This window comes from Saccharopolyspora sp. NPDC050389 (assembly GCF_040655595.1).
Lineage (GTDB): Bacteria > Actinomycetota > Actinomycetes > Mycobacteriales > Pseudonocardiaceae > Saccharopolyspora.
On record NZ_JBFAKG010000092.1, the window covers coordinates 13,018 to 39,570 of the forward strand.

The 26,553-nt window shown below is 70.1% G+C and carries 29 protein-coding genes and 1 pseudogene; 18 read left to right on the forward strand and 12 right to left on the reverse strand.

The annotated features are described in order from the left end of the window. Window positions 1-41 precede the first annotated feature (41 nt). The gene (locus AB0I53_RS39590; RefSeq protein ID WP_358614186.1) at window positions 42-980 is read left to right on the forward strand and encodes a helix-turn-helix domain-containing protein; all 939 of its coding nucleotides are present in this window, start codon (window positions 42-44) and stop codon (window positions 978-980) included. A gap of 11 nt (window positions 981-991) precedes the next feature. On the opposite strand, the gene AB0I53_RS39595 is transcribed toward AB0I53_RS39590, so the two are convergent. The 3 genes from AB0I53_RS39595 to AB0I53_RS39605 are packed head-to-tail and all read right to left on the reverse strand — an operon-like array spanning window position 992 to window position 2,711. Beyond that, complete coding sequence (locus AB0I53_RS39595; RefSeq protein ID WP_358614187.1) at window positions 992-1,564, reverse strand: TetR family transcriptional regulator; 573 nt, start codon at window positions 1,562-1,564, stop codon at window positions 992-994. A 54-nt stretch (window positions 1,565-1,618) separates the two neighbouring features. Next, entirely contained in the window at window positions 1,619-2,125 is a 507-nt protein-coding gene (locus AB0I53_RS39600; RefSeq protein WP_358614188.1) for a DinB family protein, read from the reverse strand. 7 nt (window positions 2,126-2,132) lie between these two features. Beyond that, window positions 2,133-2,711 carry a TetR/AcrR family transcriptional regulator gene (locus AB0I53_RS39605; protein ID WP_358614189.1) on the reverse strand — a complete coding sequence of 193 codons (579 nt, stop codon included), beginning with the start codon at window positions 2,709-2,711 and terminating at the stop codon, window positions 2,133-2,135. Between the two features lie 122 nt (window positions 2,712-2,833). Here AB0I53_RS39605 and AB0I53_RS39610 point away from each other — a divergent pair, with 122 nt between their 5' ends. Further along, complete coding sequence (locus tag AB0I53_RS39610) at window positions 2,834-4,021, forward strand: Cmx/CmrA family chloramphenicol efflux MFS transporter (protein ID WP_358614190.1); 1,188 nt, start codon at window positions 2,834-2,836, stop codon at window positions 4,019-4,021. Window positions 4,022-4,027: 6 nt separating this feature from the next. Here AB0I53_RS39610 and glgP read toward each other — a convergent pair whose 3' ends face one another. Further along, window positions 4,028-6,580 carry an alpha-glucan family phosphorylase gene (gene glgP, locus AB0I53_RS39615; protein WP_358614191.1) on the reverse strand — a complete coding sequence of 851 codons (2,553 nt, stop codon included), beginning with the start codon at window positions 6,578-6,580 and terminating at the stop codon, window positions 4,028-4,030. An 88-nt stretch (window positions 6,581-6,668) separates the two neighbouring features. Here glgP and AB0I53_RS39620 point away from each other — a divergent pair, with 88 nt between their 5' ends. Next, complete coding sequence (locus AB0I53_RS39620; protein ID WP_358614192.1) at window positions 6,669-7,916, forward strand: peptidase; 1,248 nt, start codon at window positions 6,669-6,671, stop codon at window positions 7,914-7,916. Here AB0I53_RS39620 and AB0I53_RS39625 read toward each other — a convergent pair whose 3' ends face one another. Beyond that, window positions 7,917-8,294 carry a helix-turn-helix domain-containing protein gene (locus AB0I53_RS39625; protein WP_358614193.1) on the reverse strand — a complete coding sequence of 126 codons (378 nt, stop codon included), beginning with the start codon at window positions 8,292-8,294 and terminating at the stop codon, window positions 7,917-7,919. 80 nt (window positions 8,295-8,374) lie between these two features. Between AB0I53_RS39625 and AB0I53_RS39630 the strand changes: the two genes are divergently transcribed. The 5 genes from AB0I53_RS39630 (at window position 8,375) to AB0I53_RS39650 (ending at window position 12,307) form a co-directional block, all read left to right on the forward strand. Then, window positions 8,375-8,986 (forward strand): MFS transporter, encoded by a 612-nt coding sequence (locus AB0I53_RS39630; RefSeq protein ID WP_358614194.1) that lies wholly within the window; start codon window positions 8,375-8,377, stop codon window positions 8,984-8,986. Next, entirely contained in the window at window positions 8,905-9,390 is a 486-nt protein-coding gene (locus AB0I53_RS39635; protein WP_358614195.1) for a hypothetical protein, read from the forward strand. The genes AB0I53_RS39630 and AB0I53_RS39635 overlap by 82 nt, the downstream gene beginning before the upstream one ends. Before the next feature lie 50 nt (window positions 9,391-9,440). Next, window positions 9,441-9,827, forward strand: a complete 387-nt coding sequence (locus tag AB0I53_RS39640; RefSeq protein WP_358614212.1) for a hypothetical protein — start codon at window positions 9,441-9,443, stop codon at window positions 9,825-9,827. 254 nt (window positions 9,828-10,081) lie between these two features. Continuing rightward, on the forward strand, window positions 10,082-11,500 hold the full coding sequence (locus AB0I53_RS39645; RefSeq protein WP_358614196.1) for a neutral zinc metallopeptidase: 1,419 nt from the start codon (window positions 10,082-10,084) through the stop codon (window positions 11,498-11,500). Between the two features lie 90 nt (window positions 11,501-11,590). Next, a complete protein-coding gene (locus tag AB0I53_RS39650; protein WP_358614197.1) occupies window positions 11,591-12,307 on the forward strand; it encodes a tyrosine-protein phosphatase in 717 nt (238 codons plus the stop codon). Window positions 12,308-12,644: 337 nt separating this feature from the next. Here AB0I53_RS39650 and AB0I53_RS39655 read toward each other — a convergent pair whose 3' ends face one another. Then, window positions 12,645-13,574 (reverse strand): tetratricopeptide repeat protein, encoded by a 930-nt coding sequence (locus tag AB0I53_RS39655; protein WP_358614213.1) that lies wholly within the window; start codon window positions 13,572-13,574, stop codon window positions 12,645-12,647. A 325-nt stretch (window positions 13,575-13,899) separates the two neighbouring features. Between AB0I53_RS39655 and AB0I53_RS39660 the strand changes: the two genes are divergently transcribed. Then, on the forward strand, window positions 13,900-14,154 hold the full coding sequence (locus AB0I53_RS39660) for a hypothetical protein (RefSeq protein WP_358614198.1): 255 nt from the start codon (window positions 13,900-13,902) through the stop codon (window positions 14,152-14,154). 60 nt (window positions 14,155-14,214) lie between these two features. Here the strand turns inward: AB0I53_RS39660 and AB0I53_RS39665 are convergent, their stop codons facing one another. Continuing rightward, window positions 14,215-14,517: an MTH1187 family thiamine-binding protein gene (locus AB0I53_RS39665; RefSeq protein WP_132491981.1), complete on the reverse strand. Its 303-nt coding sequence runs from the start codon at window positions 14,515-14,517 to the stop codon at window positions 14,215-14,217. A gap of 141 nt (window positions 14,518-14,658) precedes the next feature. Here AB0I53_RS39665 and AB0I53_RS39670 point away from each other — a divergent pair, with 141 nt between their 5' ends. Then, window positions 14,659-15,159 (forward strand): MarR family transcriptional regulator, encoded by a 501-nt coding sequence (locus tag AB0I53_RS39670; RefSeq protein ID WP_358614199.1) that lies wholly within the window; start codon window positions 14,659-14,661, stop codon window positions 15,157-15,159. A gap of 1 nt (window position 15,160) precedes the next feature. On the opposite strand, the gene AB0I53_RS39675 is transcribed toward AB0I53_RS39670, so the two are convergent. The 3 genes from AB0I53_RS39675 to AB0I53_RS39685 form a co-directional block, all read right to left on the reverse strand. Continuing rightward, window positions 15,161-15,520, reverse strand: a complete 360-nt coding sequence (locus AB0I53_RS39675; protein WP_263399761.1) for a DUF3817 domain-containing protein — start codon at window positions 15,518-15,520, stop codon at window positions 15,161-15,163. Window positions 15,521-15,596: 76 nt separating this feature from the next. After that, window positions 15,597-15,914 (reverse strand): divalent-cation tolerance protein CutA, encoded by a 318-nt coding sequence (gene cutA, locus AB0I53_RS39680; RefSeq protein ID WP_358614200.1) that lies wholly within the window; start codon window positions 15,912-15,914, stop codon window positions 15,597-15,599. A gap of 230 nt (window positions 15,915-16,144) precedes the next feature. Continuing rightward, window positions 16,145-17,527, reverse strand: a complete 1,383-nt coding sequence (locus AB0I53_RS39685) for a glycoside hydrolase family 47 protein (RefSeq protein ID WP_358614201.1) — start codon at window positions 17,525-17,527, stop codon at window positions 16,145-16,147. Between the two features lie 517 nt (window positions 17,528-18,044). Between AB0I53_RS39685 and AB0I53_RS39690 the strand changes: the two genes are divergently transcribed. The 8 genes from AB0I53_RS39690 (at window position 18,045) to AB0I53_RS39725 (ending at window position 25,253) form a co-directional block, all read left to right on the forward strand. Next, entirely contained in the window at window positions 18,045-19,019 is a 975-nt protein-coding gene (locus AB0I53_RS39690) for a LacI family DNA-binding transcriptional regulator (protein ID WP_358614214.1), read from the forward strand. Then, window positions 19,016-20,065 carry a mannose-6-phosphate isomerase gene (locus AB0I53_RS39695; RefSeq protein ID WP_358614202.1) on the forward strand — a complete coding sequence of 350 codons (1,050 nt, stop codon included), beginning with the start codon at window positions 19,016-19,018 and terminating at the stop codon, window positions 20,063-20,065. The genes AB0I53_RS39690 and AB0I53_RS39695 overlap by 4 nt, the downstream gene beginning before the upstream one ends. Next, window positions 20,062-20,826, forward strand: a complete 765-nt coding sequence (locus tag AB0I53_RS39700; protein WP_358614203.1) for an ATP-binding cassette domain-containing protein — start codon at window positions 20,062-20,064, stop codon at window positions 20,824-20,826. The genes AB0I53_RS39695 and AB0I53_RS39700 overlap by 4 nt, the downstream gene beginning before the upstream one ends. Further along, window positions 20,826-21,875 carry an ABC transporter permease gene (locus AB0I53_RS39705; protein WP_358614204.1) on the forward strand — a complete coding sequence of 350 codons (1,050 nt, stop codon included), beginning with the start codon at window positions 20,826-20,828 and terminating at the stop codon, window positions 21,873-21,875. The genes AB0I53_RS39700 and AB0I53_RS39705 overlap by 1 nt, the downstream gene beginning before the upstream one ends. A gap of 42 nt (window positions 21,876-21,917) precedes the next feature. Beyond that, complete coding sequence (locus AB0I53_RS39710; protein WP_358614205.1) at window positions 21,918-22,895, forward strand: ABC transporter substrate-binding protein; 978 nt, start codon at window positions 21,918-21,920, stop codon at window positions 22,893-22,895. 63 nt (window positions 22,896-22,958) lie between these two features. Then, complete coding sequence (locus AB0I53_RS39715) at window positions 22,959-23,144, forward strand: hypothetical protein (protein ID WP_358614206.1); 186 nt, start codon at window positions 22,959-22,961, stop codon at window positions 23,142-23,144. Window positions 23,145-23,331: 187 nt separating this feature from the next. After that, the gene (locus AB0I53_RS39720) at window positions 23,332-23,742 is read left to right on the forward strand and encodes a TipAS antibiotic-recognition domain-containing protein (protein ID WP_358614207.1); all 411 of its coding nucleotides are present in this window, start codon (window positions 23,332-23,334) and stop codon (window positions 23,740-23,742) included. A 191-nt stretch (window positions 23,743-23,933) separates the two neighbouring features. Beyond that, the gene (locus AB0I53_RS39725; RefSeq protein ID WP_358614208.1) at window positions 23,934-25,253 is read left to right on the forward strand and encodes a DNA polymerase IV; all 1,320 of its coding nucleotides are present in this window, start codon (window positions 23,934-23,936) and stop codon (window positions 25,251-25,253) included. A 3-nt stretch (window positions 25,254-25,256) separates the two neighbouring features. Here AB0I53_RS39725 and AB0I53_RS39730 read toward each other — a convergent pair whose 3' ends face one another. Together AB0I53_RS39730 and AB0I53_RS39735 are read right to left on the reverse strand one after the other, a co-directional pair. Then, window positions 25,257-26,006: a hypothetical protein gene (locus tag AB0I53_RS39730; RefSeq protein ID WP_358614209.1), complete on the reverse strand. Its 750-nt coding sequence runs from the start codon at window positions 26,004-26,006 to the stop codon at window positions 25,257-25,259. Window positions 26,007-26,086: 80 nt separating this feature from the next. Then, window positions 26,087-26,553: pseudogene (locus AB0I53_RS39735) on the reverse strand (acetyl-CoA C-acyltransferase); the annotation flags it as partial.

Sequence of the window (26,553 nt, forward strand, 5' to 3'; positions counted from 1 at the left end):
GGCGAAATGGCTTGATTGCCAACATTCGATAGGATCGTGCCATGCATCGGGTCGTGGTTCTGGCGCTCGACGGCGTGTACTCGTTCGAGCTGGGCATCCCCAAGCGGATCTTCGGCAGCGCCGGAGGCCGGTACGAGGTGCTGACCTGCACCGTCGACGGGAGCCCGGTGCGCAGCGACGCCGACTTCACGATCTCGGTCGAGCACGGGCCGGAGGTGCTGAGCACCGCCGACACCGTCGTGATCCCGCCGCACGACCTCACCGAGGCCGACGTCGAACTGCCGCAGCCGGTGGCCGATGCCCTGGCGCTCATCCGGCCCGGCACCCGCATCGTGTCGATCTGCACCGGCGCGTTCGTCCTGGCGGCGGCCGGGCTGCTCGACGGCCGCCCGGCGACCACGCACTGGGCGCTGGTCGAACCGTTCCGGCGGATGTTCCCGAACGTGCCCCTGGACCCGGATGTGCTCTTCGTCGACGACGGCGACGTGCTGACCTCCGCTGGCGCGGCGTCCGGGGTCGACGTGTGCCTGCACATCGTGCGTTCGGACCACGGCAGCGAGGTGGCCAACCAGGTGGCGCGGAGATGCGTCGTGCCGCCGTGGCGGGATGGCGGTCAGGCCCAATACATCGAGCAGCCGGTTCCCGAACCGTCCGAGTTGGGCACCGCGCCGACGCGGGATTGGGCGGCCGCGAACCTCCACCTGCCGTTGACCCTGGCCGATCTCGCCGAGCACGCCAGGATGAGCGGCCGCACGTTCGCCCGCCGGTTCCGCAACGAGGTGGGGCTCAGCCCCGGCCGGTGGCTCATCCAGCAGCGCATCGTCAGGGCCCGCCACCTGCTCGAATCCAGCGACCTGTCGATCGATCAGATCGCCGCTCAGGTCGGTTTCGCCACGGCCGCGTCCCTGCGCCAACACCTGCACACCGCGATCGGCGTCTCCCCGGTGGCCTACCGCCGCACCTTCCGAGCAGGCGTCTGAAGCCGGCCAGATCAGCGGGGTTCGGCGAGTCGCTCGACGGCTTTCCGGGCCGCCGCCTGGAGATCCGCCGGCTTCGCGTCGCCGAGCATCATGCGGCGCAACTGCGGCACGGCCAGCGGCCAGCTGACCATGCCGATCGACAGCAGGCCGAGCATTCCCGGATCGAACTCGCCGGTCGCCTTCCCGCTTTCCTGGGCGCGACGGACGCTGGCTACCTTCTCCCGGTAGTGCGCGGAACGTTCGGAGCCGTCGACGACGCCGGAATCGCCGCGCTCCAGGGATTCCCACAGCAACAGGCGCAGCACGTGCGGGTTCGCGACGTGGTAGGCGGAGAGCCGGTCTACGTAGCCGGGCAGGTCGTCGCCCTCGATCGGGACTTCGGCGGCCAGTTCGTCCATCGTTCGTTCCAGCACCGCCGAGAACAGCGCGTCCTTGTTGCCGAAGTAGGCGTAGATCAGCTGCTTGTTCGCCCGCGCCCGCTTGGCGATCCGGTCGACGCGCGCGCCGGCGATGCCGTGGGCGGCGAATTCGGTGACCGCCGCCTCGAAGATCCGGGTTCTGGCGGATTCCGCGTTGCGGGACACAATCGAACAGTACTCCCGCGACCGACCAACTGGTTGAGCAGCGAGCCGGAACCGCTATTCGCCGGTGGTTCCGTCGATGCGCTCGCGCAGCAGGTCGGCGTGCCCGTTGTGCCGCGCGTATTCCTCGATCATGTGCGCGAGGATGTACCGGAGCGAGATGACCTCGCCGCGGTATTCGCAAGCGGCGTCGAGGGATTCGGCGGCGGCCACGATCTCCCGGGATCGCGCGCATTCCTGGCGCCAGATCGCGAACGCCTCATCGGGATCAGCGGTGTCCACGTCGAAATCGGCGAACTCGTCGGCCCCCGGCGGCGTCCAGGGACTTTTGCTGTTCTCGCCGGAGAACACGTTCCGGAACCAGCTGCGCTCGACCTCGGCCAAGTGCCGGACCAGCCCGAGCAACGAGAGACCCGAGGGCGCAACCGCCCGCTCCCTGAGTTGCTCCGCGTTCAGCCCCGCGTACTTCATGGCCAGGGTTTCGCGCTGGAACTGGAGAACGCCGGTCAAAGTCGTCCGCTCGTCGGCCGCCCGCGGAGGCTCGATCCGCCGTTGATCATTCACCCGGCCATCACAGCCCTTCCAGCAGGTTCTCCACTATGTTCATCAACGCCTGCCGGTCGTCTTGGACGCGGGCCAGGACGCGCAGCCCGTAATACGTGCTGAGCACTTGGCGCGCCAGGGTTTCCGCGTCGCGAGTCGGGTCGATCTCGCCGGCACGTTGTCCTCTCTCGAGGGTTTCGCGCAGTGCTTCCTCCACCGCCGCGAAGTTCCGCCGCACCTCGACCCTGACGTCCGGGTCCGAGCTCGCGCGCTCGATCGCCGCGTTGATCGCGAAGCAGCCCGGCCGGTCGGTGCCGGAGAGGTCGGCGTCGATCGCCTTGGCCAGCAGCTCCCGCAGCCTGTCCTTGACCGGCCCCGGGCCCCGCAGTACCGCGGCCTGTTCCGCGGTGGCCGTCTCGTAGTACTTGCGCAGCGACTTCAGGTACAGCTGATGCTTGTCGCCGAACGCGTTGTAGAGGCTCGACGGCCCCAGTTCGGTTCGGTCGCTCAGATCCCGGGTCGACGTCGCCTCGTACCCGTTGCGCCAGAACGTGTCCATCGCAGCGTCGAGGACGCGGGCGTCGTCGAACTTCCTCGGCCTGGCCATGTCCCCACAGTAGCGGTTTTGAAGCGATCGCAACGAAACTCCCGTCACATTTTGAATCGATCGCTTCAAAACACTGCTAGCGTCGGCCCCGAAGTGATCACCGACTCGTTGGAGGACCGTCCATGCCCCTTGCCGTCTACATCCTCGGCCTGGGCATCTTCACCCAGGGAACCTCGGAGTTCATGCTCTCGGGGCTGCTGCCCGGCATGGCCGCCGATCTCGGCGTGTCCATCCCGGACGCGGGCCTGCTGATCTCCGCGTTCGCCATCGGCATGGTCTTCGGCGCTCCACTGCTGGCCATCGCCACGATCCACTGGCCGCGCCGGAAGGCGCTGGTCGCGCTGCAAGGCGTCTTCATCGCCGCGCACATCGTCGGCGCGCTGGCTCCCGGATACGGCGTGCTGCTGGCCACCCGCATCGTGAGCGCCGTGTCCTACGCGGGTTTCTGGGCCGTCGCGGTGACCACGGGCGTCAGCCTCGTGCCGGCCGCCGCCAGGAGCCGGGCCGTCGCGATCGTCGCGGGCGGCCTGACCCTCGCCACCATCGTCGGAGTGCCAGCGGGCACCGTGCTCAGCCAGCTCGCTGGCTGGCGAGCGGTGTTCTGGGCCGTCGCCGTCCTCACCGCGGTGAGCCTGGTGTGCTCGCTGTTCACCATCCGCGACGCCGCTGCCGCGCCTGAGCAGCCGCGGAGCGCCGCCGCCGAGCTGCGTGCCATGGCCCGGCCTCAGCTGTGGCTGTCGTTCGCGATCACGGGCTTGGCCTTCGGCGCGGTCATCGTCACCTTCAGCTACCTCGCCCCGGTGCTGACCGACGTGACCGGGCTGCCCGAGGCGTGGGTTCCCGCTGAGCTGGCGCTGTTCGGGCTGGGCGGCCTGATCGGCATGGCGATCGGCGGACGCACCGCGCAGGCGCATCCGGTCGGCACCCTCCTCGCCGGCCTCAGCACCCTGGTGGTCGCCTCCTCGCTGCTCGCCGTCACCGCGGACAACGCGGCCATCACCACCGCCGTCGTCTTCGCACTGGGCGTCGCCGGATTCATCACCAACCCGGCCCTGCAGTCGCGGGCTTTCGCACTCGCGCCCGGGGCCCCGACGCTCGTGGGAGCCGTCAACACCTCGGCGTTCAACATCGGCAACACTCTCGCGCCGATGCTGGGCGGCATGGCCATCAGCGCCGGATTCGGCTTCGCCTCGGTGGCCTGGGTGGGCGCCGCGATCGGCGCGACGGGCTTGCTGGCCGCGGCGTGGGCCGGCTACCTGCAGCGCCGATCCCAGCACGCACCGCGCACCAGCGCACCGGTGCCGGCGTGACCGGAGTCAGCCGGCGAGGACGACCTTGCCCAGCTCAGCAGGGCCGGACAGCAGCGGGTGCCGGGGCAGGACCCGGACGGTGTAGCCCGCCGGGCCCGCATGCGGCAAGGTCACCGCCGCTTCGTAGCGACCGTCCTCCGCCGGGCGCATCGACGCGGTGACGAAGTCGTGCAGCACGTCGGAGTCGTCCACGCGCCCCACCACCACCTCGACGTCCACATCGGACGGATCGAGCCCGGCCAGGTCGACCCGCGCCCGCACCGTGACCTGCCCGCCGAGCAACGGCGTGCCACCGTCGTCGACGGACATCTCGGCGTCGCTGATCCGAACCCAGGTCCAGGCCGCCTGCAGCCGGGCGCGGTAGTCCGCGATCTCCCGCGCCCCGCGGTAGTCGTCCGCCGAGACGGCCCGCACCGACCGGGCGGCCGGCGTGTAGTGGTTGTCGACGTACTCGCGGATCATCCGGGACGCCTGCACGCGCGGGCCCAGCGTCGCCAGGGTGTGCCGCACCATCGACATCCACTTGCCCGGCACCCCGTCGGTGTTGCGCTCGTAGAACATCGGGGCCACGTGGTCGGAGATCAGCTCGTACAGGGCCGCGGACTCCAGGTCGTCGCGCCGGTTCGGGTCGCTGACGCCGTCGGCGTTCGGGATCGCCCAGCCGTTGTGGCCGTCGAACATCTCGTCCCACCAGCCGTCCCGCACCGACAGGTTCAGGGCGCCGTTGAGCGCCGCCTTCATCCCCGAGGTGCCGCACGCCTCCAACGGCCGCACGGGGTTGTTCAGCCACACGTCGCACCCGGACACCAGGTACCTGGCCAGCGACATGTCGTAATCCGGCAGGAACACGATGCGGTGCCGCACGTCGGCCTGGTCGGCGAAGCGCACGATCCGCTGGATCATCGCCTTCCCGCCCTCGTCGGCCGGGTGCGACTTCCCCGCGACCACGATCTGCACCGGGCGTTCCGCGTCGAGCAGCAGCTCCCGCAGCCGCTCGGTGTCGCGCAGCATCAGCGTGGCCCGCTTGTAGGTCGGCACCCGGCGGGCGAAGCCGATGGTGAGCGCGTCCGGATCGAAAACCGTGTCGCACCAACCGAGTTCCAGGTCCGAGGCGCCGCGCCGCAGCCACGCGGTGCGCAGCCGCCTGCGCACCTCGTCGACCAGCCGCTGGCGCAGCGAGCAGCGCAGTTCCCACAGCAGCGAGTCGCTGACCGGCTCGATACCGCGCAATCCGGCACCGCTGTCCATTTCGGACTCGCCGATCAGCTTGCCGAGCTCCCGCGCCGACCAGGTCGGGCCGTGCACCCCGTTGGTGACCGAGCGGATCGGGACCTCGGCGACGCCGAAGCCCGGCCACAGGTTGCGGAACATCTTGCGGATGACCTCGCCGTGCAGCTCGGAGACGCCGTTGGCGCGCTGCGCGAGCCGCAGCCCCATGTGGGCCATGTTGAACATGCCCGGGTTGTCCTCGGCGCCGAGCGCGAGCACCCGATCCGTGGGCACGCCGGGCAGCAGGGCCTGCGCCGAGCCGTCGCCGAAGTAGTGCCGGACCAGATCCACCGGGAAGCGGTCGATCCCGGCCGGGACCGGAGTGTGGGTGGTGAACACCGTCCCGGCCCGCACGGCTGCCACCGCCTGGTCGAACTGCAGCCCCGGCTCCTCCTGCAGCTCGCGGGCCCGCTCCAGGCCCAGGAACCCGGCGTGGCCCTCGTTGGTGTGGAACACCTCGGGCTGCGGGTGGCCGGTCAGCTCGCAGTAGGCGCGGACCGCGCGCATGCCGCCGATGCCGGCCAGGATCTCCTGGCGGATCCGGTGCGCCGCGTCGCCGCCGTAGAGGCGGTCGGTGGTCTTGCGCAGGTCGTCGTCGTTCTCCGGCAGGTCGCTGTCCAGCAGCAGCAGCGGCACCCGGCCGACCTGCGCCTTCCAGATGCGCGCGTGCAGGGTGCGCCCGGCGGGCATCGCGACCCGCACCTGGACCGGTCGCCCGGACGGCTCGGTCAGCATCTCCAGCGGCAGGCCGCGCGGATCCAGCACCGGGTAGTGCTCGACCTGCCAGCCCTCGGCCGACAGTGACTGCCGGAAGTACCCGGACCGGTAAAGCAGCCCGACGCCGATCATCGGCACGCCGAGGTCGGAGGCCGACTTCAGGTGGTCGCCGGCCAGCACCCCGAGGCCGCCGGAGTAGTTCGGCAGGGCCTCGGTGAGACCGAACTCCATCGAGAAGTAGGCGATCGAGGTGGGCAGCCCGGCGTCCTCGTCCTGCCGCTGCTGGTACCAGCGCGGCACCGTCAGGTACCGGCGCAGGTCGTCGTCGACGGCCCGGGTGCGCGCCAGGAAGTCCTGGTCACCGGCCAGTTGCCGCAGCCGTTCGGCGGGCACCTCGGCGAGCAGCCGCAGCGGATCCGCGCCAACCGCCGACCACACCCCCGGATCGACCGCCGCGAAAAGGTCCTGGGTCGGCGGGTGCCAGGCCCAGCGGAGGTTGGTCGCCAGCGTGCCGAGCGCGCTCAACGGCTCGGGCAGGTGGGCGCGCACGGTGAAGCGGTGGACGGCTCTCACAGCAGCGGACCATATCTCGGCGCGCCGAGACCCGTCCGCAGACGTGCCAGCACCGCCCGCGCCCGCGACCGGTGGGAAGCTTGGCGGCGTGCGCGCGATTGGACTGGTGGCGCTGGTGATCTTGCTGCTCGCCAGCGGTTGCACGGCAGCACCACCCGAACCGGCCCGTGTGGCCGATCACACGGTCGACCCGGCGTTCGTGCACGGCACCGACCACGGCGACGCCGACCGGCTCGCGGCCACGGTGGTCACCGACGTGCAGCAGTTCTGGGCCGCGCAGTACCCGGCGGTGTTCGGCAAGCCCTGGCGGGACCTGGACGGCGGGTTCTTCTCTGTCGACACCAACGGCACTAGTGCCCCGCCACCGTGCGCGGCAGATGTGAAGGACATCGAGGGCAACGCGTACTACTGCGTCACCGTCGATGCGATCGCCTGGGATCGCGCAGCGCTGCTGCCGGTGCTGCGCGAGCACTACGGCGACGCATCGGTTGCTGTGGTGCTCGCGCACGAGATCGGCCACGCGGTGCAGCAGCGCGCCGGGATGGATGTCGGTGACGCTCCGGTGCGCCTTGAAGCGATGGCCGACTGCTACTCGGGTTCGTTCATCCGCTGGGTCGTCGACGGCCACGCCGAGCACCTGCGCATCAACCCTGAGCAGCTGGACCGGGCGTTGCGCGCGATCATCGTCTTCCGCGACCCGGTGAGCACGAGCAGCACCGCGGCGCACGGCACCGCCTTCGACCGCGTTTCGGCCTTCCAGAACGGTTTTCGCGACGGCGCGCGACGCTGCGCCGACGTGACGGCAACGTCGCTGGCCGCGCCGGTCCCGGACGATGCGAACAAGCCGCTGGACGAAGCGCTGCGCACCGACCGGATTTCCGGCTACTTCGGCGATCTCGTCGCCCAGCGCGGCGGGCACTGGATCGCGCCGGCCGTCCGCTCCACGCCCAGATGTCCCGACACGACCGGCCCCGCCACGTTCTGCGCGCAGCCGCCGGCGATCGTCGTCGACCGCGCAGCGATCGATGAGTCGCACCGCAGCATCGGCGACCAAGCAGCCACGACGCTGCTCGCCTCCCGGTTCGCGCTGGCCGCCCTCACCGAACTCGGCCGCCCCACCACCGGAGCCGCCGCGGGCGAGCACATCACGTGCCTCACCGGCGCGTACACCGCCGCGCAACCCGGGCTGTCGCAAGGCGATCTCGACGAGGCCGTTGCCATCGTGCTCGAATCCGACGACGTCGCCCGCGACGCGCAAGGCACGAACTCGCTGACCGGATTCGCCCGGCTCGAAGCCTTCCGGACCGGCGCGCTCGGCGGCGCGGCAGCCTGCTGATCAGGACCTGGCGTCGTAGTCGGCGCGCGCCCGGATGAGCCCGGGCCGGTGGCGCTCCGCCCAGCCCACCAGCCCGGCCAGCGTCTCGTGCAGCTCGCGCGCCATCGGCGTGAGCTCGTACTCCACCTTCGGCGGCACCGTCGGATGGACGGTCCGGACGAGCAGGCCGTCCCGCTCGAGCTTCCGCAGGTTCAGCGTGAGCATCCGCCGGCTGATGCCCCGGATGCTGCGCTCCAGCTCGGTGAACCGGACCGGGCCGTCGGCAGCGGTGACCAGGATGCCGATGCTCCACTTCCCCGCGACGTGATCCAGCACCTCGTTGATCGGGCACGCCTCGTGGCTGAGCCGGTCGGACACATCCGTGTGACTGCGTGACAAGAAAGTGCCTCCTTCCGCCGGCCGCAATGGTTACAGAAGATGACCCCGGTAACAAGTCGTGCACCTTTGGAGTTCTTCGCATGTTTCGACAACTTGCGGCGTCGCGCTGGTTCGCGCTCGCGGTGCTGTGCGCCGGGCAGTTGATGGTCATCCTCGACGGGACCATCGTGAACGTGGCGCTACCGGCCATCCAGGAAGATCTCGGCTTCTCGCCGTCCGGCCTGACCTGGGTGGTCAACGCCTACCTGGTGCCCTTCGGCGGCCTGCTGCTGCTCGCCGGCAGGTTCGGCGACCTGCTCGGCAAGAAGCGCGTGTTCGTGGCCGGACTGGCGCTGTTCACCGCCGCCTCCCTGCTCTGCGGCCTGGCTCAGGACCCGGCGACGCTGCTCGCCGCCCGCTTCGTCCAAGGCGCCGGCGGGGCGGTGACCTCGGCGGTCACCCTCGGCATGGTCGTGCCCCTGTTCCCTGCGCCGCGCGAGCGGGCGAAGGCCATCGGCGTCTACAGCTTCGTCCAGTCCGCCGGTGGGTCGATCGGCCTCCTCGCAGGCGGCGTGCTGACGCAGGCCGCGGGCTGGACTGGATCTTCATCGTCAACGTGCCGATCGGGATCGTGGCCACGCTGCTGGCCGGCCGCGTGCTCGCGCCCGAAACCGGCGGCCGCGCCGGCATCGACGTCCTGGGCGCGCTGCTGATCACCTCGGCGCTGATGCTCGGCGTCTACGCGATCATCGGAGCCACGGACCACGGCTGGGCTTCCGCGCACACCCTCAGCTTCGGCGCGGGCGCGGTCGTGCTGCTGGTGGTGTTCGTCGCCCGGCAGGCGACGGCCGCCGAACCGCTGCTACCACTGCGCGTCTTCCGCCCGCGCAACGTCTGGGGCGCCATGAGCATCCAGGCGCTGCTGGTGGCCGGGATGTTCTCCTTCCAGTTCCTCAGCGTGCTCTACCTGCAACGGATCCTCGGCTTCGACGAGGTCCACACCGGGCTCGGGCTCTTCCCCATCTCGCTGACGATCGGCGTGCTCTCCCTCGGCGGCGCGCCCAGGCTGATCGCCCGCTTCGGCCCGCGCACCGTGCTGATCCCGGGCTCGCGCTGATCGTCGCGGGTCTCGGGCTGCTCGGCCGCGTCCCGGCCGACGGGGCGTACCTGGCGGACGTGCTGCCCGCGCTGATCCTGCTCGGCGTTGGGTTCGCCCTAGCGATGCCGTCACTCGCGACGCTCGCCATGTCGGCGGCCACGCCCGAGGATTCCGGGGTGGCGTCGGGCATGTTCAACACGATGCAACAGGTCGGCAGCGCCTTCGGCCTGGCCATCCTGAGCACGCTGGCGACGGCGCACACGAATGCGCTGCTGACCACCGGCGAGCCGCCGGCGGAGGCGATCACCAGCGGCTACCGCCTGGCGTTCATCGTCGGCGCGGCCTTCGTCGCGACCGCCCTGCTCCTCGCCGCCACCGTCGTCCGCACCCGCCAGGCTCCACCTACCACCCGTGAGCAAGGGAACCTTCCTGTCACCACCGACAGCCAAGCGTGAGCAAGGGAACCTTCCTGTCACCCCACCCACAGCCAAGCGTGAGCAAGGGAACCTTCCTGTCACTCCGCCCCTGTGGGATCCGGCGAGATCGCACGTGGCGTTGATCCGGTAACCGATAGGCTGCTCCGGCACCGGGTGGCGCTGCCGCCGTCCCGGTGGCATGAGGACTTCGGCCAGCAGGATGGGGCGCGTCAGTGGTACCGGTATCGACAAGAAGCCGACGGCGGAAGCGGATCCTCGGCACCGCGCTCTCCGTGCTCGCGTGCGCGGCCCTGGTCGGCGGCTGCTCGCAGCCGATCAGCGGCACCCCCACGACGCTCGGCGGCTACTCGACCACCGAGGTCGCCGGCCTGCCCGCCGCCAACGGCCCGAGCGGCCCCAAGGAAGGTGCTCCGACATCGTCCTTACCGGTCGAGGGCACGGACAACGGCGCGATGGACAAGCTCGCGCGCGACGCGGTCGCCGACATCGACGACTTCTGGACCAAGACGTTCCCGAAAGCCTTCCCCGGCAAGCGCTTCGAACCGGTCAAGCGGCTGGTGTCCTACGACTCGGCCGGTCCCGGCGTCCAGCTTTGCGGGCAGAACACCGCGGGCGTGGTCAACGCCTTCTACTGCCCGCCGGAGGACTTCATCGCGTGGGACCGGGGCACCCTGCTGCCGGAGCTGAACAACAGCTTCGGGCCGATGGCCGTGGTGACGGTGCTCGCACACGAGATCGGGCACGCCGTGCAGCACCGCGCGAGCACGGCCACCGGGAACGACCAGGTGATCGTGCTGGAGCAGCAGGCGGACTGCTTCACCGGCGCGTACTTCCGGCACGTCGCCGAGGGTTCCTCGGACTACTTCCAGGTTTCCACCGGGCAGGGCCTCAACGAGGTCATGGGCGTGCTGAACTTCATCCGGGACGCGCCGGGCGATTCCGACTTCCGGGACGGCAACGCGCACGGCTCCGCGTTCGACCGGGTCACGGCGTTCCAGTTCGGGTTCAGCGAAGGTCCGCAGCGCTGCGCCAAAATGGACTTCAACGACGTCCAGCGGCGCACCACGCTCTTCCAGGCGTGGAAACCCATCCAGAAGGAGAACGCCAACCTCCCGGTTGACCAGCAGAGCCTCGACGAGGTGGAGAAGAGCCTGCGCACGGTGTTCCGCGACACCGGCGCCGAGCCGCCCAATGTCGTCATGGGCCTGCAGCCGTGCGGCCGCGAGCAGGCCACGTCACCGGCTTCCTACTGTCCCAGCACGAACACGATCTCGCTGGACATGGCGGCGTTGCAGAAGATCGGCCAACCGCCGAGCAAGAACGCCGACGCCACCGGCTACGGCGATTTCGCCGCGTACGCCCAGGTCGCGTCCAGGTATGCGCTGTCGGTGCAGAAGGCCACGGGGCTGCCGCTGGATGACGAGGCCGCCGGCCTGCGCACCGCCTGCATGGTCGGTTCGTGGAGCGGGCTGCTGGTCGAGGATCCGTTCGGGCAGCGCAACCCGGTCGGTAGCCTGCGGATCGCGCCGGACGACATCGATGAGGGCGTGTCCGCGCTGCTCGGCGAGGACAGCCTGATCGCGGCGAACGTCAACGGCGATCAGGTGCCCGTCGGGTTCGCCCGGGTGGAAGCCTTCCGGATCGGCGTCCAGGAAGGATTCGCCCCGTGCAGCACCAAGTACGGCGCGTGAGCTGACGGAAACGGCGGTGTCGTCCCGGATCGGGGCGGCACCGCTTTTTCGTTGCGAACAACCCGGATCGGTCACATACGTCCCACGGGTATGAATTCCGAACGGATTCTCGACTGGGACGGCTCCCTGAACGCGCGGGATCTCGGCGGCCTCCGCGTCGGCACAGGCCGGAAAATCCGCTGGGGCGCGGTGGTTCGCGCCGAAGACCCAGCCGCCCTCACCGCGGCCGGGTGGTCGGCGCTCCAACAGCACGGCATCCGCACGATCATCGACCTCACCGGAGACGACGAGGAGGAGCCGGACACCGCCCCGCGCCCTCCCGAGCTGACGACTGTGCGCCTGCCGCTCGACAACCACTCCGACACCGAGTTCTGGGATCGGTGGGGCGGTGGGATTTCTTGCACGCCGCTGTACTACCGGGCGTTCCTGGACCGGTTCCCGCGGCGCACCGCAGAGGTGTGCGAGGCGATCGCCCGCGCCGAACCGGGTGGCGTGCTGGTGCACTGCGGTGGCGGGCGAGACCGCACCGGCCTGATCGTGCTCGTGCTGCTCGCCCTGGTCGGCGCCGATTCAGCGGATATCGCCGATGACTACGCGCTCAGCCACGTCCGCCGCGCCGAACTGTGCACCCGGGTGGGCCTGGGTGACGACACGCCGAAGATCGAACAGCTCATCGCCGAGCACGGCACGACGGCAGGCGACCTCATCCACGAAGCCGCGACCTCGCGCGACATGGCGGCATACCTGCGTTCCGGCGGCCTTTCCGACGCGGATCTGACCGCCTTGCGCGACAGGCTTCTCGACTAAAGGTCGTCCCGGCGCCGACCCAAGGCGGAGATCAACGGCGCGGTCGCCAGGTCGGGCGGCCGGCCGGCCGGCAGGTTGGCCAGGTGCTCCACGGTGTCCTGCTCCAGCACCACGCAGGCCGGGTCGGTTAGCGGGCTCGCGGCGCCGGGTCGAGCAACCGCGCCAGCGCGGTGAACCGCTCACCGGCCTCCGACTGCTGGTTCTCCGGCAGGTATCCCTCGCCCATCGGCCCGGCCTAAGGGGTTGTTGGTTCGCGCCCGCGTCGACGCTTTTAGAGCGCAAAAAGAACGGGTGCCGATCTCGTGAGAAATCGGCACCCGAGAAACCTCTGCTCCGCTCAGAACAGGGCGCTCGCGAGCGCGCGGCGGGCCGCTCCGACCCGGTCGTCGCCCTCGGGGAAGACCTCGAACATCTCGATCAGGTGCCGGCGGATCCGGTCCCGGTCGTCGCCGGAGGTGCGCTTGATCGCGCGGATCAGCCGATCGAAGCCTTCCGCCACCCGACCGATGGCGACCTCCGCATCGGCGGCGGCGAGCTGCGCGTCGATGTCGTCGGGGGCCTCGTCGCCGCGCTCGATCGCGGCCGGGTCGGCCTGTTCGGCGCGGGCGGTGAAGCGGACCTGCGAAAGCGCGGCCTTGGCCTGCTCGTTGTTCGGCTCGCTGTTGAGGATCTGCTGGTACGCGTCCTCAGCGGCGGCGTAGTCGCCGCGCTCCAGCGCGTCCTCGGCCGCGGTGAACCGCGGGTCCTCGGGCTCCTCCTCGTCGGCCGGCTCGACGCCCTCTTCGGCCGCGCGGATGCCGGGCAGCTGGTCGCGCAGGGCGTTCAGCAGCGAGTCGATCCACTGCCGGATCTGCGGCTCGGGCTGGGCGCCGGCGAAGGCGTCCACCGGCTGACCGCCGGCGATGGCGATCACCGTGGGCACCGACTGCACCTGGAAGAGCTGCGCGATGCGCGGGTTCGCGTCGACGTCGATCTTGGCCAGCACCCAGGCGCCGTTGCTCTCCTGGGCGAGCCGCTCGAGCAGCGGCGACAGCTGCTTGCACGGTCCGCACCACGTCGCCCACAGGTCGACGACCACGGGCACCTGCAGCGACCTCTCGACGACCTCGGCCTGGAAGGTGGCCTCGGTGACGTCGATGACCGCGGCGGTCGCCGGCGCCGCCGGGCTTTCGCCGTTGGCGGGCGCCTGGCTGGCGGCCCTGGCGGTGGCGTCGGCCCGGTTCTTCAGGGCCGACAGGTCGACTGCGCCCGCCATCGCGGCGGACATAGCAGCTGCGTTCTGGCGTGGATCCGGCCTCGTCACGCCTCCATCCTGACACGTCCTATTGGTCGCGTGGTGGCTGGGCGGCAGATCTTCCGCGGCCCGCGAAACCGCACGTCCAGAACCGACACGCCGACGACGCCCGAGATCAAACCGAAGTAGTGAGGAAATGTGCTCGAACAGGTGACAAAGCGGGTGCACCCCTAAGGTCCGGCGGACTTGATCGCCGAAGTGGAAACAGAGCCCGCGAGTGACGGTTGTTTCCTCGCGGGTCTGCGGGGCCTCCGTATGGGGGACCTTCAGTCAGTAGTTCAACGAGAGGTACGAAACAGTGCGTATTGCTACCCGTGTTGCCGGCGTCGCCGGTGCCGCCGCCCTCGGCGTTCTGACCCTCGGCACCGCCGCGTTCGCGGACAGCGCCGACAACGACGGCATCAACGCGGTCGACGACAACAACGTCAGCGCCGTCCCGGTGCAGGCGTGCGGCAACAACGTCGGTGCCGCCATCGGCGTTGTCGTGCCCATCCTGTCGCCGCAGGCCAACAACTGCGTCAACGCGCCGGTCGTGGACCACCCCAAGGGCTGACGTAGTCGTCAAGCGTCGGACCGGGGGCGGCTGTGAGCCGCCCCCGGTCTTTTGCTGCGCCTACTCCCCGCGCAGATGCTCCTCGACCCGGCGCACCTTCGAGTGCAGCTGGTCGGTGTGCCCCGGCCGGATGTCCGCCTTGAGCACGAGGCTGGTGCGCGGCGCGTTCGCCGACGCGGCCTCGGTGGCGCGCTTCACAACGTCCATCACCTCGTCCCACTCGCCTTCGATCGTGGTGAACATCGAGGTCGTTTCGTGCGGCAGCCCGGACTCCCGCACCACCTTCACCGCGGCCGCGACCGCCTCGCTGACACTGTCGCTGTCGCCGGCCCCGCTCGGGGCCACGCTGAACGCAACTAGCACGTCTGCTCCTCCATCCCGGACCGGCGCCGTCATCCGCCGGTCACCACGATCATGCTCAACAGCGGCGCGGCCCTCCTGATTTCGGCCGACGCAGCACCACAGCAACCAACTGGTCGGTAACCGCTGCTAGCGTCGAACACCATGAGCACCCGTAGTCCACTGCCCTTCGACCCAATCGCTCGCGCGGCCGAGATCTGGGCCGACCGGGTAGGCCCGTCTACGACGATGGCCGCGGTGACGAGCGTGATGCGGGTCCAGCAGATCCTGCAATCGGCGGTCGACGGCGCACTGCGACCGCACAACCTGACGTTCGCCCGATACGAGGCGCTGGTGCTGCTGACCTTCTCACGGCGCGGCAGCCTCCCGATGCGTGTCATGGGCGACCGGCTGCAACTGCACCCGACCAGCGTCACCAACATCGTCGACCGGCTGGAACAGGACGGCCTGGTCCGGCGGATGCCGCACCCCACGGACCGGCGCACCACACTCGTGGAGATCACCGAGGACGGCCGGGACCTGATGAAGAAGGCCACCGAGTCGGTCACGGAGATCGACTTCGGGCTGCGCGGCATCACCGAGCGGCAGACCCAGCAGCTCACCGAACTGCTCGGCAAGGTGCGGCACGCCGCCGGGGACTTCTGAGTCAGTTCAGCTCGCGCAGCGCGTAGCGGACGCGGCCCCAGAACGTCGGCTCGTCGGAGTCCGATTCGGCCAGCAGCCCGCGCCGGTTCGCCCAGCGCTCGAACCACACCGACGCCAACGGCGGGATCGACGCCACCAGCGCCAGCACCAGCACCCCGAACCGCCAGCGCAGCGGGCTGAACACGACGAGGCAGGTCACCACGTAGGCGGTGAAGACCAGCCCGTGGACCCAGCCCATGACCGTCACGCCGAGCGGCTGCTGCAGGCCGTACTTGAACGCCATCGCCACCAGCAGACCGACCCACGAGAACGCCTCGGCGATCGCCACAGCCCGGAACCAACCGGCATACGTACGCGGCACGTCAAACCCACTTCCGTTCCAACGGCACTCCTCTGCGAGTGTGCCGGGTGTCGCCGATCACACCGATCCCGGTCCGCTATGGGCGAGTCTGGTCGTCGACCCAGGCCAGGTAGGCGGGATTGCCGCCGACGATCGGGGTGACGATGATCTCCGGCACGTCGTAACCGTGGTTGGCGCGGAGGTGCTCGACGAGTTCCGCCAGCCGAGCGGCCGAGGTCTTGATCTGCAGCTGCCACTCGGCGTCGTCCTGGGCGGCGCCCTCCCACACGTAGAAGCTGCGGATCGGCACGACCTGCGCGCAAGCCCCCAACCGCGCCTCGACGACGCCGCGAGCCAGCTCGGCGGCCGCCTGCTCGGAATCGGTGGTGGTCACGACCTGCACATGATCAGCCATACGCCCAGCGTAGCCACCAGCCCACACCGGAGCCGGTGACAGGAAGGTTCCCATGCTCCACTTCGCGACAGGGCGGGATGACAGGAAGGTTCCCATGCTGCGGTTGGAGCCAAGGGCCGGTGACAGGAACCCGCTGGCGCGCAGCTGCGAGGAAGGGAACTTTCCTGCCATCCCGGCCGAAGCGGACCGATGCCGGGCGCGAGCATGGGAACCTTCCTGTCACTTCGGGTTCAGCGGCGGGCTCCGCGGAGGACGTTCGCTTCGGTGCTCAGGTAGCTGTTCCGGTAGTCGAACCTCGGGGTGTCGGAGAAGAGCAGCCAGTAGTACTTCATCTGCTCGGACCACCAGTAGCCCGGGCAGGTGTCCTCTTGCGACGGTGGCTTCGCCGTGACGTCGGCGAGGCTGACGAAGCCGTACTTCGCCTTCGCCGTCTTCACCATCTGCTCGAAGTGGACGTTCGCGCGTTCGCGGAAGATCTCGTCGCCGGTTTCCAGCCACAGCATGAGGGCCGAGTCCGCGAACTCGGGCCGCAACGCGTTGCTCCGGTCGCTCGCCGACATCGTCGAGTAGTCCACAGAGGTCGGGATCACCCCGAACTCGTCCTGCACGGTGTTGAACGCGTCGTGGTAGGCACGGCCCTCGGCGATGCGGCCGGATTCGCCGAGCAGGCCGGCGTAGAACGAGGCGAGCACGCTCTGCTCGCGGCTGAGGACTTCCCCGGTGAACGCGTCGACCTGCGGGAACCACAGCAGGTTCTGGTGGCGTTCGGCCTGGTGGGCCAGGATCGCGTCGGTGAGTGTGCCGTACCACTGCCGGAGCTCTTCGTCGCCGAACAGCGCGTACCCGTCCCACAGGTACTCGTAGTAGGAGTCGCCCGGCGGGCCGACGGTGGCCTGGCGGTTTCGCCACTCGCCGGTCTCGGCGTGGATGTCGTGCGGCAGCAGCCCGAGTTCGGTCCGCTTGTCGTAGACGACGCGCATGGCCTGCTTGGCAAGATCGAAGTAGCGCCGGTCGCCGGTCCACTCCGAGAGGATTCCGAACTCGGCGATGTAGGTGCCGACCTCGACGATGTTGGTCTCCGGCCGGCTGACGGCGCCGGTCGCCAGGTTCACGTAGCGGTAGGGCAGGCCGGTCGGGGATTCGGTGAAGGCGGGAAGCAGCCGGTCCGCCACGTCGACGGCCAGTTCCAGCAGCCGCTGCTCACCGGTGCAGTGGTACGCGGCGGCGAGCCCGCCGACCATCCGGATGTTCGTCTCGAACACCTGGAACGGCGCATCGATTTCGAAGCTCAGGTTCTCCTTGATCCACTGCACGGCGCGCTGGACTTCCGAGTCGGCTTCCATCAGCCACAACGTGTCGACCGCTTCGACCAGGCTCAGCCCGATGGAGTGGCCTTCGACGAAGAAGTCCTCCCGGCCGCCGGAGATCGGCTTGATGTGGTCGGCGCCCATGGCCCGCTCGACGTAGTGCTGCCATGCCCACAGGTATTCACGGCGGACCGCCTCGGCGACCGGCTTCCAGTCCCGCCGGGTCGACGCCGCCCCCGACGCCACCGCCGGCGACGCGGCCAGCAGTCCGCCGGCAACGGTCGCGCCGCCCAACAAACGCAGCACGGTCCTCCTGGGCACGCCTCCGGGCATCGCCGCCTCCTCACTGGACAACCTTGTCAAGCCGGGCCGGTTCACCGTCGTCGCAGACGCTGCGGAGGTCAATGCGGATCGCCGTTCTTGTCCGGTTTCGACACCGCGACGCGGCGTTCAGCCGCGCCGAATGCCGCCGACCGACGACTTGACCGGCACAGCCGCCACAACGCTCCGCCGGCCCCGCGACGGCTGCGAGCATGGGAACTTTCCTGTCACCCCGGGCCGGAAAACCGCAGCATGGGAACCTTCCTGCCATTGATGGGCCGGGTTGGCGGGTCGCGCTGGCCGGGATCGGCGGGCGCGAGCATGGGAACCTTCCTGTCACTCCGCCCCGGAACGCGGCAGCGGCGTTGGGCCGATCAGCCGATGTTGCGGGGCCAGGCGTAGTCAGATCCGGGCGGTGGCATTGACAGGCGCCGATGGCTGCGATCCAATGCCGCCCATCATGACAACGTTGTCTGAGTCCGGGAACGTCCGGCGCGCCACGATGAACGACGTGGCGCGGCTGGCGGGCGTGAGCATCAAGACCGTTTCGCGGGTCGTCAACGCCGAGAGCGGCGTCCATCCGGCGACCGCGGAGCGAGTGCTGGCCGCCATCGACCAGCTCGGGTTCCGCCGCAACCTCAGCGCCCGCAACCTCCGTCGCGGCACCGGGACCGGCACGCTGGGCCTGGTCCTGGAGGATCTGGCGAACCCGTTCTACTCGGTGCTGACCCGCGCGGTCGAGGAAGTCGCGCGGGTGCAGGGCAAGCAGGTTCTGACCGGTTCGTCCGATGAGGACCCGGCGCGGGAACGCGAGCTGGTCCTGGAGTTCTGCGCGCGCCGCGTCGACGGGCTGCTCGTGGTTCCCGCCGGTCACCAGCACGGGTACATCGCGCACGAGATCAACGCCGGGACTCCGGTGGTGTTCGTGGATCGGCCGCCGGGCAACCTCGACGCCGACACCGTGCTGATCGACAACGCCGGCGGCACCGCGCTCGCCGCTCGTCACCTGGCCGAGCACGGGCACCGCGAGATCGCGTTCCTCGGCGACGCACCGGAAATCCACACGGCCGCCGAGCGGCTCCGCGGTTTCCGGGAAGGTTGCGCGCAGGCCGGTGTGCCGTTCTCCCCCGACCTCGTCCTGATGGGCCCGCACACCGACGAGTCGGTGGCGCAGGCGCTGCGTTCCTCGCTGCAGCGCGCGACCGCGCTGGTGACCGGCAACAACCGGATCACCGTGCACGCCTTGCGCGCGCTGGCCGGTCGACCGCGCCGGCTGGCGCTCGTCGGTTTCGACGACTTCGAGCTCGCCGACCTCCTCGACCCGCCGATCAGCGTGGTCACCCACGACACGTGGGCGCTGGGCCGGTCGGCGGCAGAACTGCTGTTCGCGCGGCTGGACGGCGACCGCACCCCGCCACGTCGCCTGGTCGTTCCCACTCGGCTGCTGGCCAGAGGTTCCGGAGAGGTATCACGTTGAGTTCTGTCCACAATGATCAGTCCGGCCCGGCGGTCCCCATCGCCCTGCCGGCCAACCAGCCCCGCCAGTTCTACCGGGGCGGTGCGTCGATCGCCGCGCTGCGCGGCGGCGCGGACGACCAGGAGTTCGGCCCGGAGGACTGGGTCGCGTCCACCACGACGCGGTTCGGCCAGGCGGAGTCGGGCCTGTCCCGCCTGCCGGACGGGCGTTTGCTGCGCGACGCGGTGACCGCCGAGCCCGAGCGGTGGCTGGGCGCCGAGCACGTGGCCGCCTTCGGCGACAGCACCGCGCTGCTGGTCAAGCTGCTGGACGCGGGGCAGCGGCTGCCGGTGCACTGCCATCCCTCGGACGCCTTCGCCCAGCAGCACCTCGGTTCCCGGTTCGGCAAGACCGAGGCGTGGATCGTGGTCGGCACGTCCGGCACGAACCCGGTGGTGTACTTGGGTTTCCGCGATGATGTCGAACCGGAGACGGTCGCGCGGTGGGTGGCCACCCAGGATTCGTCGGCGATGCTCGGTTCGCTCAACGAGATCCCGGTCCGGCCGGGTGACACCGTGCACGTCCCGGCGGGCACCCCGCACGCCATCGGGGCGGGCGTGTTCATCGTCGAGTTGCAGCAGCCGACGGACTTCTCGATCACGTTGGAATGGCAGGGCTTCCTGGCCGATGCCGAGGGCGCGTTCCTCGGCATGGACCGGCAGACCGCGCTCGAAACGGTCAACCGCGCCGGTTTCGGCGATGCGGTGCTGGACTCGCTGATCAAGCGCACGGCCGACCAGGCCGCGCCCCGAGTTCCGCTGCTGGCCGACGACGCCGCTCCCTTCTTCCGCGCCGAGCGCCTGCACGGCGGCGTCGAGCTGGAGCCGTCGTTCGGCGTGCTCATCGCGCTGGACGGCAGCGGGAAGTTGCGCACGGATGGCGGCGTCGAGCTGCCGCTGCACCGCGGCGGCACCGCCGTGGTGCCGCATTCCGCCGGGGCAGCACAGCTCGAAGGAGACATCACCGTGGTGCACTGCCGCCCGCCGGCCGCCGGGAGCCCGCGATGACCGAACCGCTCTTGGAAGCCCGCGACCTGGTCAAGCGCTACGGGAGCGTGGAGGCGCTGCGCGGCGCGTCGTTCACCGTGCACCCGGGCGAGGTCGTCGCGCTCATCGGCGACAACGGCGCCGGCAAGTCGACGCTAGTGAAGTGCCTTTCCGGTGTCGAGCAGCCGGATTCGGGGCAGATCCTGGTCGGCGGCAAGCCGGTGACCCTCGACTCCCCCGCCGCCGCCCGGTCGCACGGCATCGAGACCGCCTACCAGGATCTCGCGGTGGCGCCGGACCTCGACCCGGCCGCGAACCTGTTCCTGGGCCGGGAGATCCGGCGACCCGGGCTGCTCGGCCGGCTCGGCATGCTGGACAAGGCGAAGATGCGCGCGCAGGCCGCCGAGCAGTTCGCGAAGTTCGGGGTGTCCCTCCCCGATCTGTCGGTGCCGATCGGCTCCCTGTCCGGTGGGCAGCGGCAGAGCGTCGCGGTCGCGCGCTCGGTCACGTGGGCGGACAAGCTCGTTTTCATGGACGAGCCCACCGCCGCGCTGGGCGTCGTGCAGCGCGAACGCGTGCTGGAGGTGATCCGGCGGGTTCGCGACACCGGCATCTCGGTGGTGCTGATCAGCCACAACATGCCGGAGGTGCTGTCGGTCGCGGATCGGGTCGAGGTGTTGCGCCTCGGCAGCCGGGTGGCGCGGTTCGGCGCCGCCGAGGCGACCCTGGAGGACCTGGTCGGCGCCATGACCGGCGCACTGTCGCAGGAGGACGCGAGCTGATGGCCACCCAGCAGGAAACACCCGAGTCCACTGTGGAGGAAAAGGCGTCGGCCCCGGCCAAGGGGCTCGGCGCGCGGCTGGCCTCCTCGAACACGCTGTGGACCGGCCTGGTGCTGGTCGGCCTGTGCGTGCTGTTCAGCGTGCTCCGCCCGGACGCCTTCCCCACCCTGTTCAACGTCCAGAACCTGCTGGTGCAGGCGGCGCCGCTGCTGATGCTCGCGGTCGGCATGACCTTCGTGATCATCACCTCCGGCATCGACCTGTCGGTGGGATCGGTGCTGGTGTTCTCCGGCGTCGTGTCGGCGATGACCATGGAATGGCTCAGCGGCGGCGACGCGACGAACGCCGGCTGGGGCGTGATCTTGATCGGCCTGCTGGTCGCGCTCGTCGGCGGCGCGCTGTGGGGTCTGCTGAACGGGTTGCTCGTGGCCGTCGCCCGGGTTCCGGCGCTGATCGTCACGCTCGGCTCGTTCGGCGCGGCACTCGGTGCCGCGCAGCTGCTCACCAACGGCATCGACGTGCGCACGGTGCCGAGCGCGCTGCGCAAGACCCTCGGCACCGGGACGTCGTTCATGGTGGTCCCGAACCTGGTGATCCTCGCGGCGGTGATCACGCTGCTGGCGCTGTGGCTGCTGCACACCACGGTCTTCGGCCGCTACACCTACGCGATCGGCTCGAACGCCGAAGCCGCCCGCCGCAGCGGCATCAAGGTCACCCGGCACCTGGTCACCGTCTACGCCCTCACCGGGGTGCTGGCCGGGCTGGCCGGGTTCATGTCACTGGCCTACTTCGGCACCACCACGATCAGCGGGCACAGCAACGACAACCTGAACGCGATCGCGGCCGTGGTGCTGGGCGGGACCAGCCTGTTCGGCGGCATCGGCACCGTGCTCGGCAGCGTCATCGGCGTGTTCATCCCGGCCGTGCTCGACGCCGGATTCGTGATGGCCGGGGTGCGGCCGTTCTGGCAGCCGATCGCGGTCGGCGCGGTCCTGGTGGCCGCGGTGTGGCTGGACCAGCGCAGGCGGCGGGCGCGCAACAACCGCTAACACTCGATCTTCGGCACAACGGCGTGTGGAGGTAATTCGCTGATGAGAACGCACAAAACCGTGCTGGCGCTGGGTGCGGCGCTGCTGCTGGCCGGCTGCGGATCCGGCCAGATCGGCGACACCGGCAGCGGGCAGACCGATCCCAACAACAAGAACCTCGCCCTGATCACCGGGATGCGCGGCGAACCGTTCTACGTGTCCATCGAATGCGCGGCGCAGCAGGAGGCGAGCGCGCAGGGCTACCAGCTCAACTCGCAGGCCCCGGAGAAGTTCGAGCAGGCCGAGCAGTCGCAGATCCTGGGCGGCATCGTCAGCACCAAACCCGGCGCGGTGATCATCGCGCCGACCGACGACAAGGCGCTGGCGGCGCCGTTGCAGCAGGCCAGGAGCAACGGCATCCAGGTCGTCGAGGTCGACACCGCGCTGGAGGACCGATCCATCTCGGTCACCTCGCTGTCCTCCGACAACTACGCGGGCGGCCAGCTGGCCGCGCAAACGCTGGCGCAGCTGGTCGGCGACAAGCCGGGGTCGGTGCTGGCGCTGAACACGAAAGCGGGCACCTCGACCACCGACGAGCGGGCCAAGGGCTTCGAGGAGGAGATCGCCAAGCACCCGAACCTGAAGCTGCTGCCCACCCAGTACACCGAGAACGAGCCGGCCACCGCCGCGCAGATCGTGTCGGCGACGCTGGCGGCGAACCCCGACCTGGTCGGCGTGTTCGGCACCAACCTCAACACCGGCGAAGGCGCCGCCACCGCACTGTCCAATGCCGGCAAGTCCGGGCAGGTGCAGCTGGTCGGCTTCGACGCCAGCCCGAAGCAGGTGGACGACCTGCGCAACGGCCGGGTCCAGGCGCTGATCGCGCAGAACCCCGGCAAGATCGGCCAGGAAGGTGTCAAGCGCGCCATCGCGGCGATCAAGGGCCAGCCGGTCGAGCGGGAGACCAAGACCGAGATGATCGCCATCACCAGCGACAACATCGACCAGCAGGCGCAGTACTTCTACAAGTCCCACTGCTGATCACCCGATACCGGGCCGGCGCATCGCACCGGCTCCGGCCCGGTATCGGACTACCTTGGGTGCATGGGCAAATACGGCGAACTCTTCCCCGGCCGGAAGCTCCAGCACGAGGGCGACCAGACCGGCATCTCGCGCGGGCACGACCCCGGTGGGCCGCTGGACCTGGAAAGCGGTGTGGTGTTCATCGCGCCACCCGAACGGTCCGCGACCGACGAGCAGGACGACACCGCTGGTCCGGAAGCCGACTGAGCACCACTGCACCGGACCGGGGCATCACAGGCTGATAGCGGATCGCCGCAATCACCCGCAGCGTCCACTTCGCTCCGTTAATGTGCCACGGGCGGGTGATCAGGGCCTTGATCACCCGCAATGTCGATCACAATCCGTGCTTGATCGTCATGCGCCGTGCCCGCGCATCAGGGGAGGAAGGGACGCCGTGCAGCCGTTTGGGAGCCCCGGTCTCGACCAGGCCGAAGCCGTCGAGGACGGCACCGCCCTGATCGGAAACCTCACCCCCGCCGGAGCCAACGGCCCCATCAGCCCAGATCAGCGGAAAGCGCTCGCGCAGCGGATCGGCGCGGACTGGAACCGGATCAGCTCGGCCATCGCCGAGCTGTTCGCCACCGGCGTCCCCAGCAACGACTCCCGCACCCAGCAGGTGATCCACGAGCACTACCGCTGGCTCTGCCACTTCTGGACCCCGGACCGGGCCTCCTACCTGCGGCTGGCGGAGATGTACGTGAACCAGCCGAAGTTCCGCCGCCGCATCGAGCGCCGGAAGCCGAAGGGCATGGCCGACTACCTGCGCGACGCGATGATCACCTACGCCTGGGCGAAGCTGCGCTGACCGGCCGCCAGGCGGCGCGGTGACAGGAAGGTTCCCCAGCTCGCACCCGCACGGCCGGAAGTGACAGGAAGGTTCCCATCCTCGCGCCCCGCCGCGGAGGCCGGCGGCCTGCGGTGACAGGAAGGTTCCCTTGCTCTCACCTCGCCCGGCCGCGGCGGCGGGTGTCAGAGGCATCCCGTTGAATGACGGTCATGCCGAGGTGGGTGCTGCACATGGACATGGATGCGTTCTTCGCGTCCGTGGAACAGCTGACCCGCCCCACCGTCGGAGGGCGCCCGGTGCTCGTCGGCGGGCTCGGCCCGCGCGGCACCGTTGCCGGCGCCAGCTACGAGGCCCGGGAGTTCGGCGCGCGGTCCGCGATGTCGATGGCGGAGGCGCGCCGCCGCTGCCCCGTCGCGGTGGTGCTCCCGCCGCGGTTCCGCGTCTACCAGGCGGTGAGCAAGCGGGTGCTCGGCATCGTCCGGGAGGTTTCAGACGTCGTCGAACAGGTCTCGGTCGACGAGGCGTTCCTGGAACCCGCCGAACTCGCCGGGGTGACCACGGCGCAGGTTGAGGACTTCTCCACGCGGCTGCGCGCGCGGGTGCAGCGCGAGGTCGGCGTGACCGCGTCGATCGGCGCGGGTGCCGGAAAGCAGCTCGCCAAGATCGCCTCGGGCCTGGCCAAACCGGACGGCATGCTGGTGGTGCCTCCGGAGGAGCAGCTGGAACTGCTGTCGGGGCTACCGGTGCGCAAGATGTGGGGCATCGGGCCGGTGACGGAGTCGAAGCTGCACCGCATCGGCGTCCAGACGATCGGCGAGCTCGCCGCGCTGCGCCCCAATGATGTGACGTCGCTGCTCGGGCAGGCGCACGGCACCGAACTGCACCGCCTCGCGCACGGCATCGACGAGCATCCGGTGGCCGAGCGCGCCGAGGCGAAGCAGGTCAGCGCCGAGACGACGTTCGACGTCGACATCACCGACCAGGCGAAGCTGCAGGGCGAGGTGGCCGGGATGGCCGAGTCGGCGCATCGCCGGTTGGTGTCGTCGGGGCGCGCCGCGCGCACCGTGACGATCAAGGTCCGGGACTCCGACTTCACCACGATCAGCCGCGCGGAGACGTTCGCGTCGGCGACCAGCGATCTCGGCTCGCTCTCCGCCGCTGCGCGGCGACTGCTGCCCGTCGCCGTTCCGCCGGGCACGCCGGTCCGGCTGGTCGGCGTCTCCTACTCCGGATTGGCGACCTCGGAGCAGGAGCCGCTGTTCGGCAACCCCGCCGACCAGCACGAAGCCCCGGCTCCCACGGCCCAGCCGATTCCCGAACCAGGCCCCGAGCCGTCGAGCCGGCTATGGCGGGCGGGCGACGACGTGCGGCACACCGAGTTCGGGCACGGCTGGGTGCAGGGCGCCGGGCACGGCCGCGTCACCGTCCGGTTCGAGACCGCCGTCAGCGGTCGCGGGGTGGCCCGCACCTTCGCCATCGACGACCCGGAGCTGACCTCGGCGGACCCGATCGACAGCCTCGGCTGGTAGTGGTCAGGCCTGCGGCGGTGGGAGCTGCCGCTTGTACCGGCCGATCCACTTCTGCGGGGCGATCGTCTGCACCACGCTTTCCAGCTCCTTCGGCAGCCCGCCGAGCGGCGGCAGGTGGAAGCGGTAGCGCTCGCCGGGCAGTCCCGGCATCGACGGAGGCTCTTCCACCCGCCAGCGGTCGAGCTCCGGGTGCCGCGCCGCGAACCCCGGATCCGCGGGGTAGAACTCCAACGCGTGGCGGCGCTCCGGCGTGACCGGGCGGCGGTGCTGGATCCACGGCAGCGTGCCGATCCCGATGGCCTTGATCTCGTCCCATGTGACACCGAACACCTCGCCGCGGGTGCGGGCGTAGAAACCGCTGCGGTCGAAAAGGAAGCCGCGGCTGTTGAGCATGCCCCGGGAGGCGGTGAGGAACCAGAGGAAGATCACGCCGAAGACGAGCTGCCAGATCCACATGCCGACGCTGTTGCCGTTGTTGACCAGCACCGCGGCGACGAGAACGGTCAGCAGCCCGCTGATGCCTCCACCGATGAGCAGCGCCTTGAAGCTGCTGGCGCTGACGTCGACATCGTGCGCGTCCGCGCTCAGCAGCGTCGGGCGGTGCCCGCCGCCGGGCTGCACCCGGGTGGCGGGCTCCGGCGCACCGGCGGGATCCGAGGTGTAGCGGGCGGTGCTGCGAGGACGCGCCGGGACGGTCGCCCGCGCCTGCTCGACCCGGTCAGTCCGTTGCCATCCCCCTGGAAGCCACTTCATGCCGTCCAGGGTAGTAGCGCCGCAGCCGGTCGATCACGGACGGTGCGGGATCTCCGGGTCGATTTCAGGGTCGGTCGGGGTCAGGCTTTCGGGACGGTCAGGATCAGGGCGTCGCCCTGCCCGCCACCGCCGCACAACGCCGCCGCACCGACCCCACCACCACGACGCTTCAGCTCCAACGCCAGATGCAACACCAACCGCGCACCGGACATCCCGATCGGATGCCCCAACGCGATCGCACCACCATTGACGTTGACCTTCTCCTCATCAACACCCAACGCCCGCACCGACGCGATCCCCACCGCCGCGAACGCCTCGTTGATCTCCACCACATCCAGATCCGCGACGTCGACCCGCTCCTTGGCACACGCCGCCTTGATCGCATTCGACGGCTGCTCGTGCAGGCTCGCATCCGGCCCGGCCACCACACCATGCGCGCCGATCTCCGCCAACCAGGTCAACCCCAACTCCTCGGCCCTGGCCTTGCTCATCACCACGACCGCCGCCGCACCATCGGAAATCTGCGACGCCGAACCCGCCGTGATCG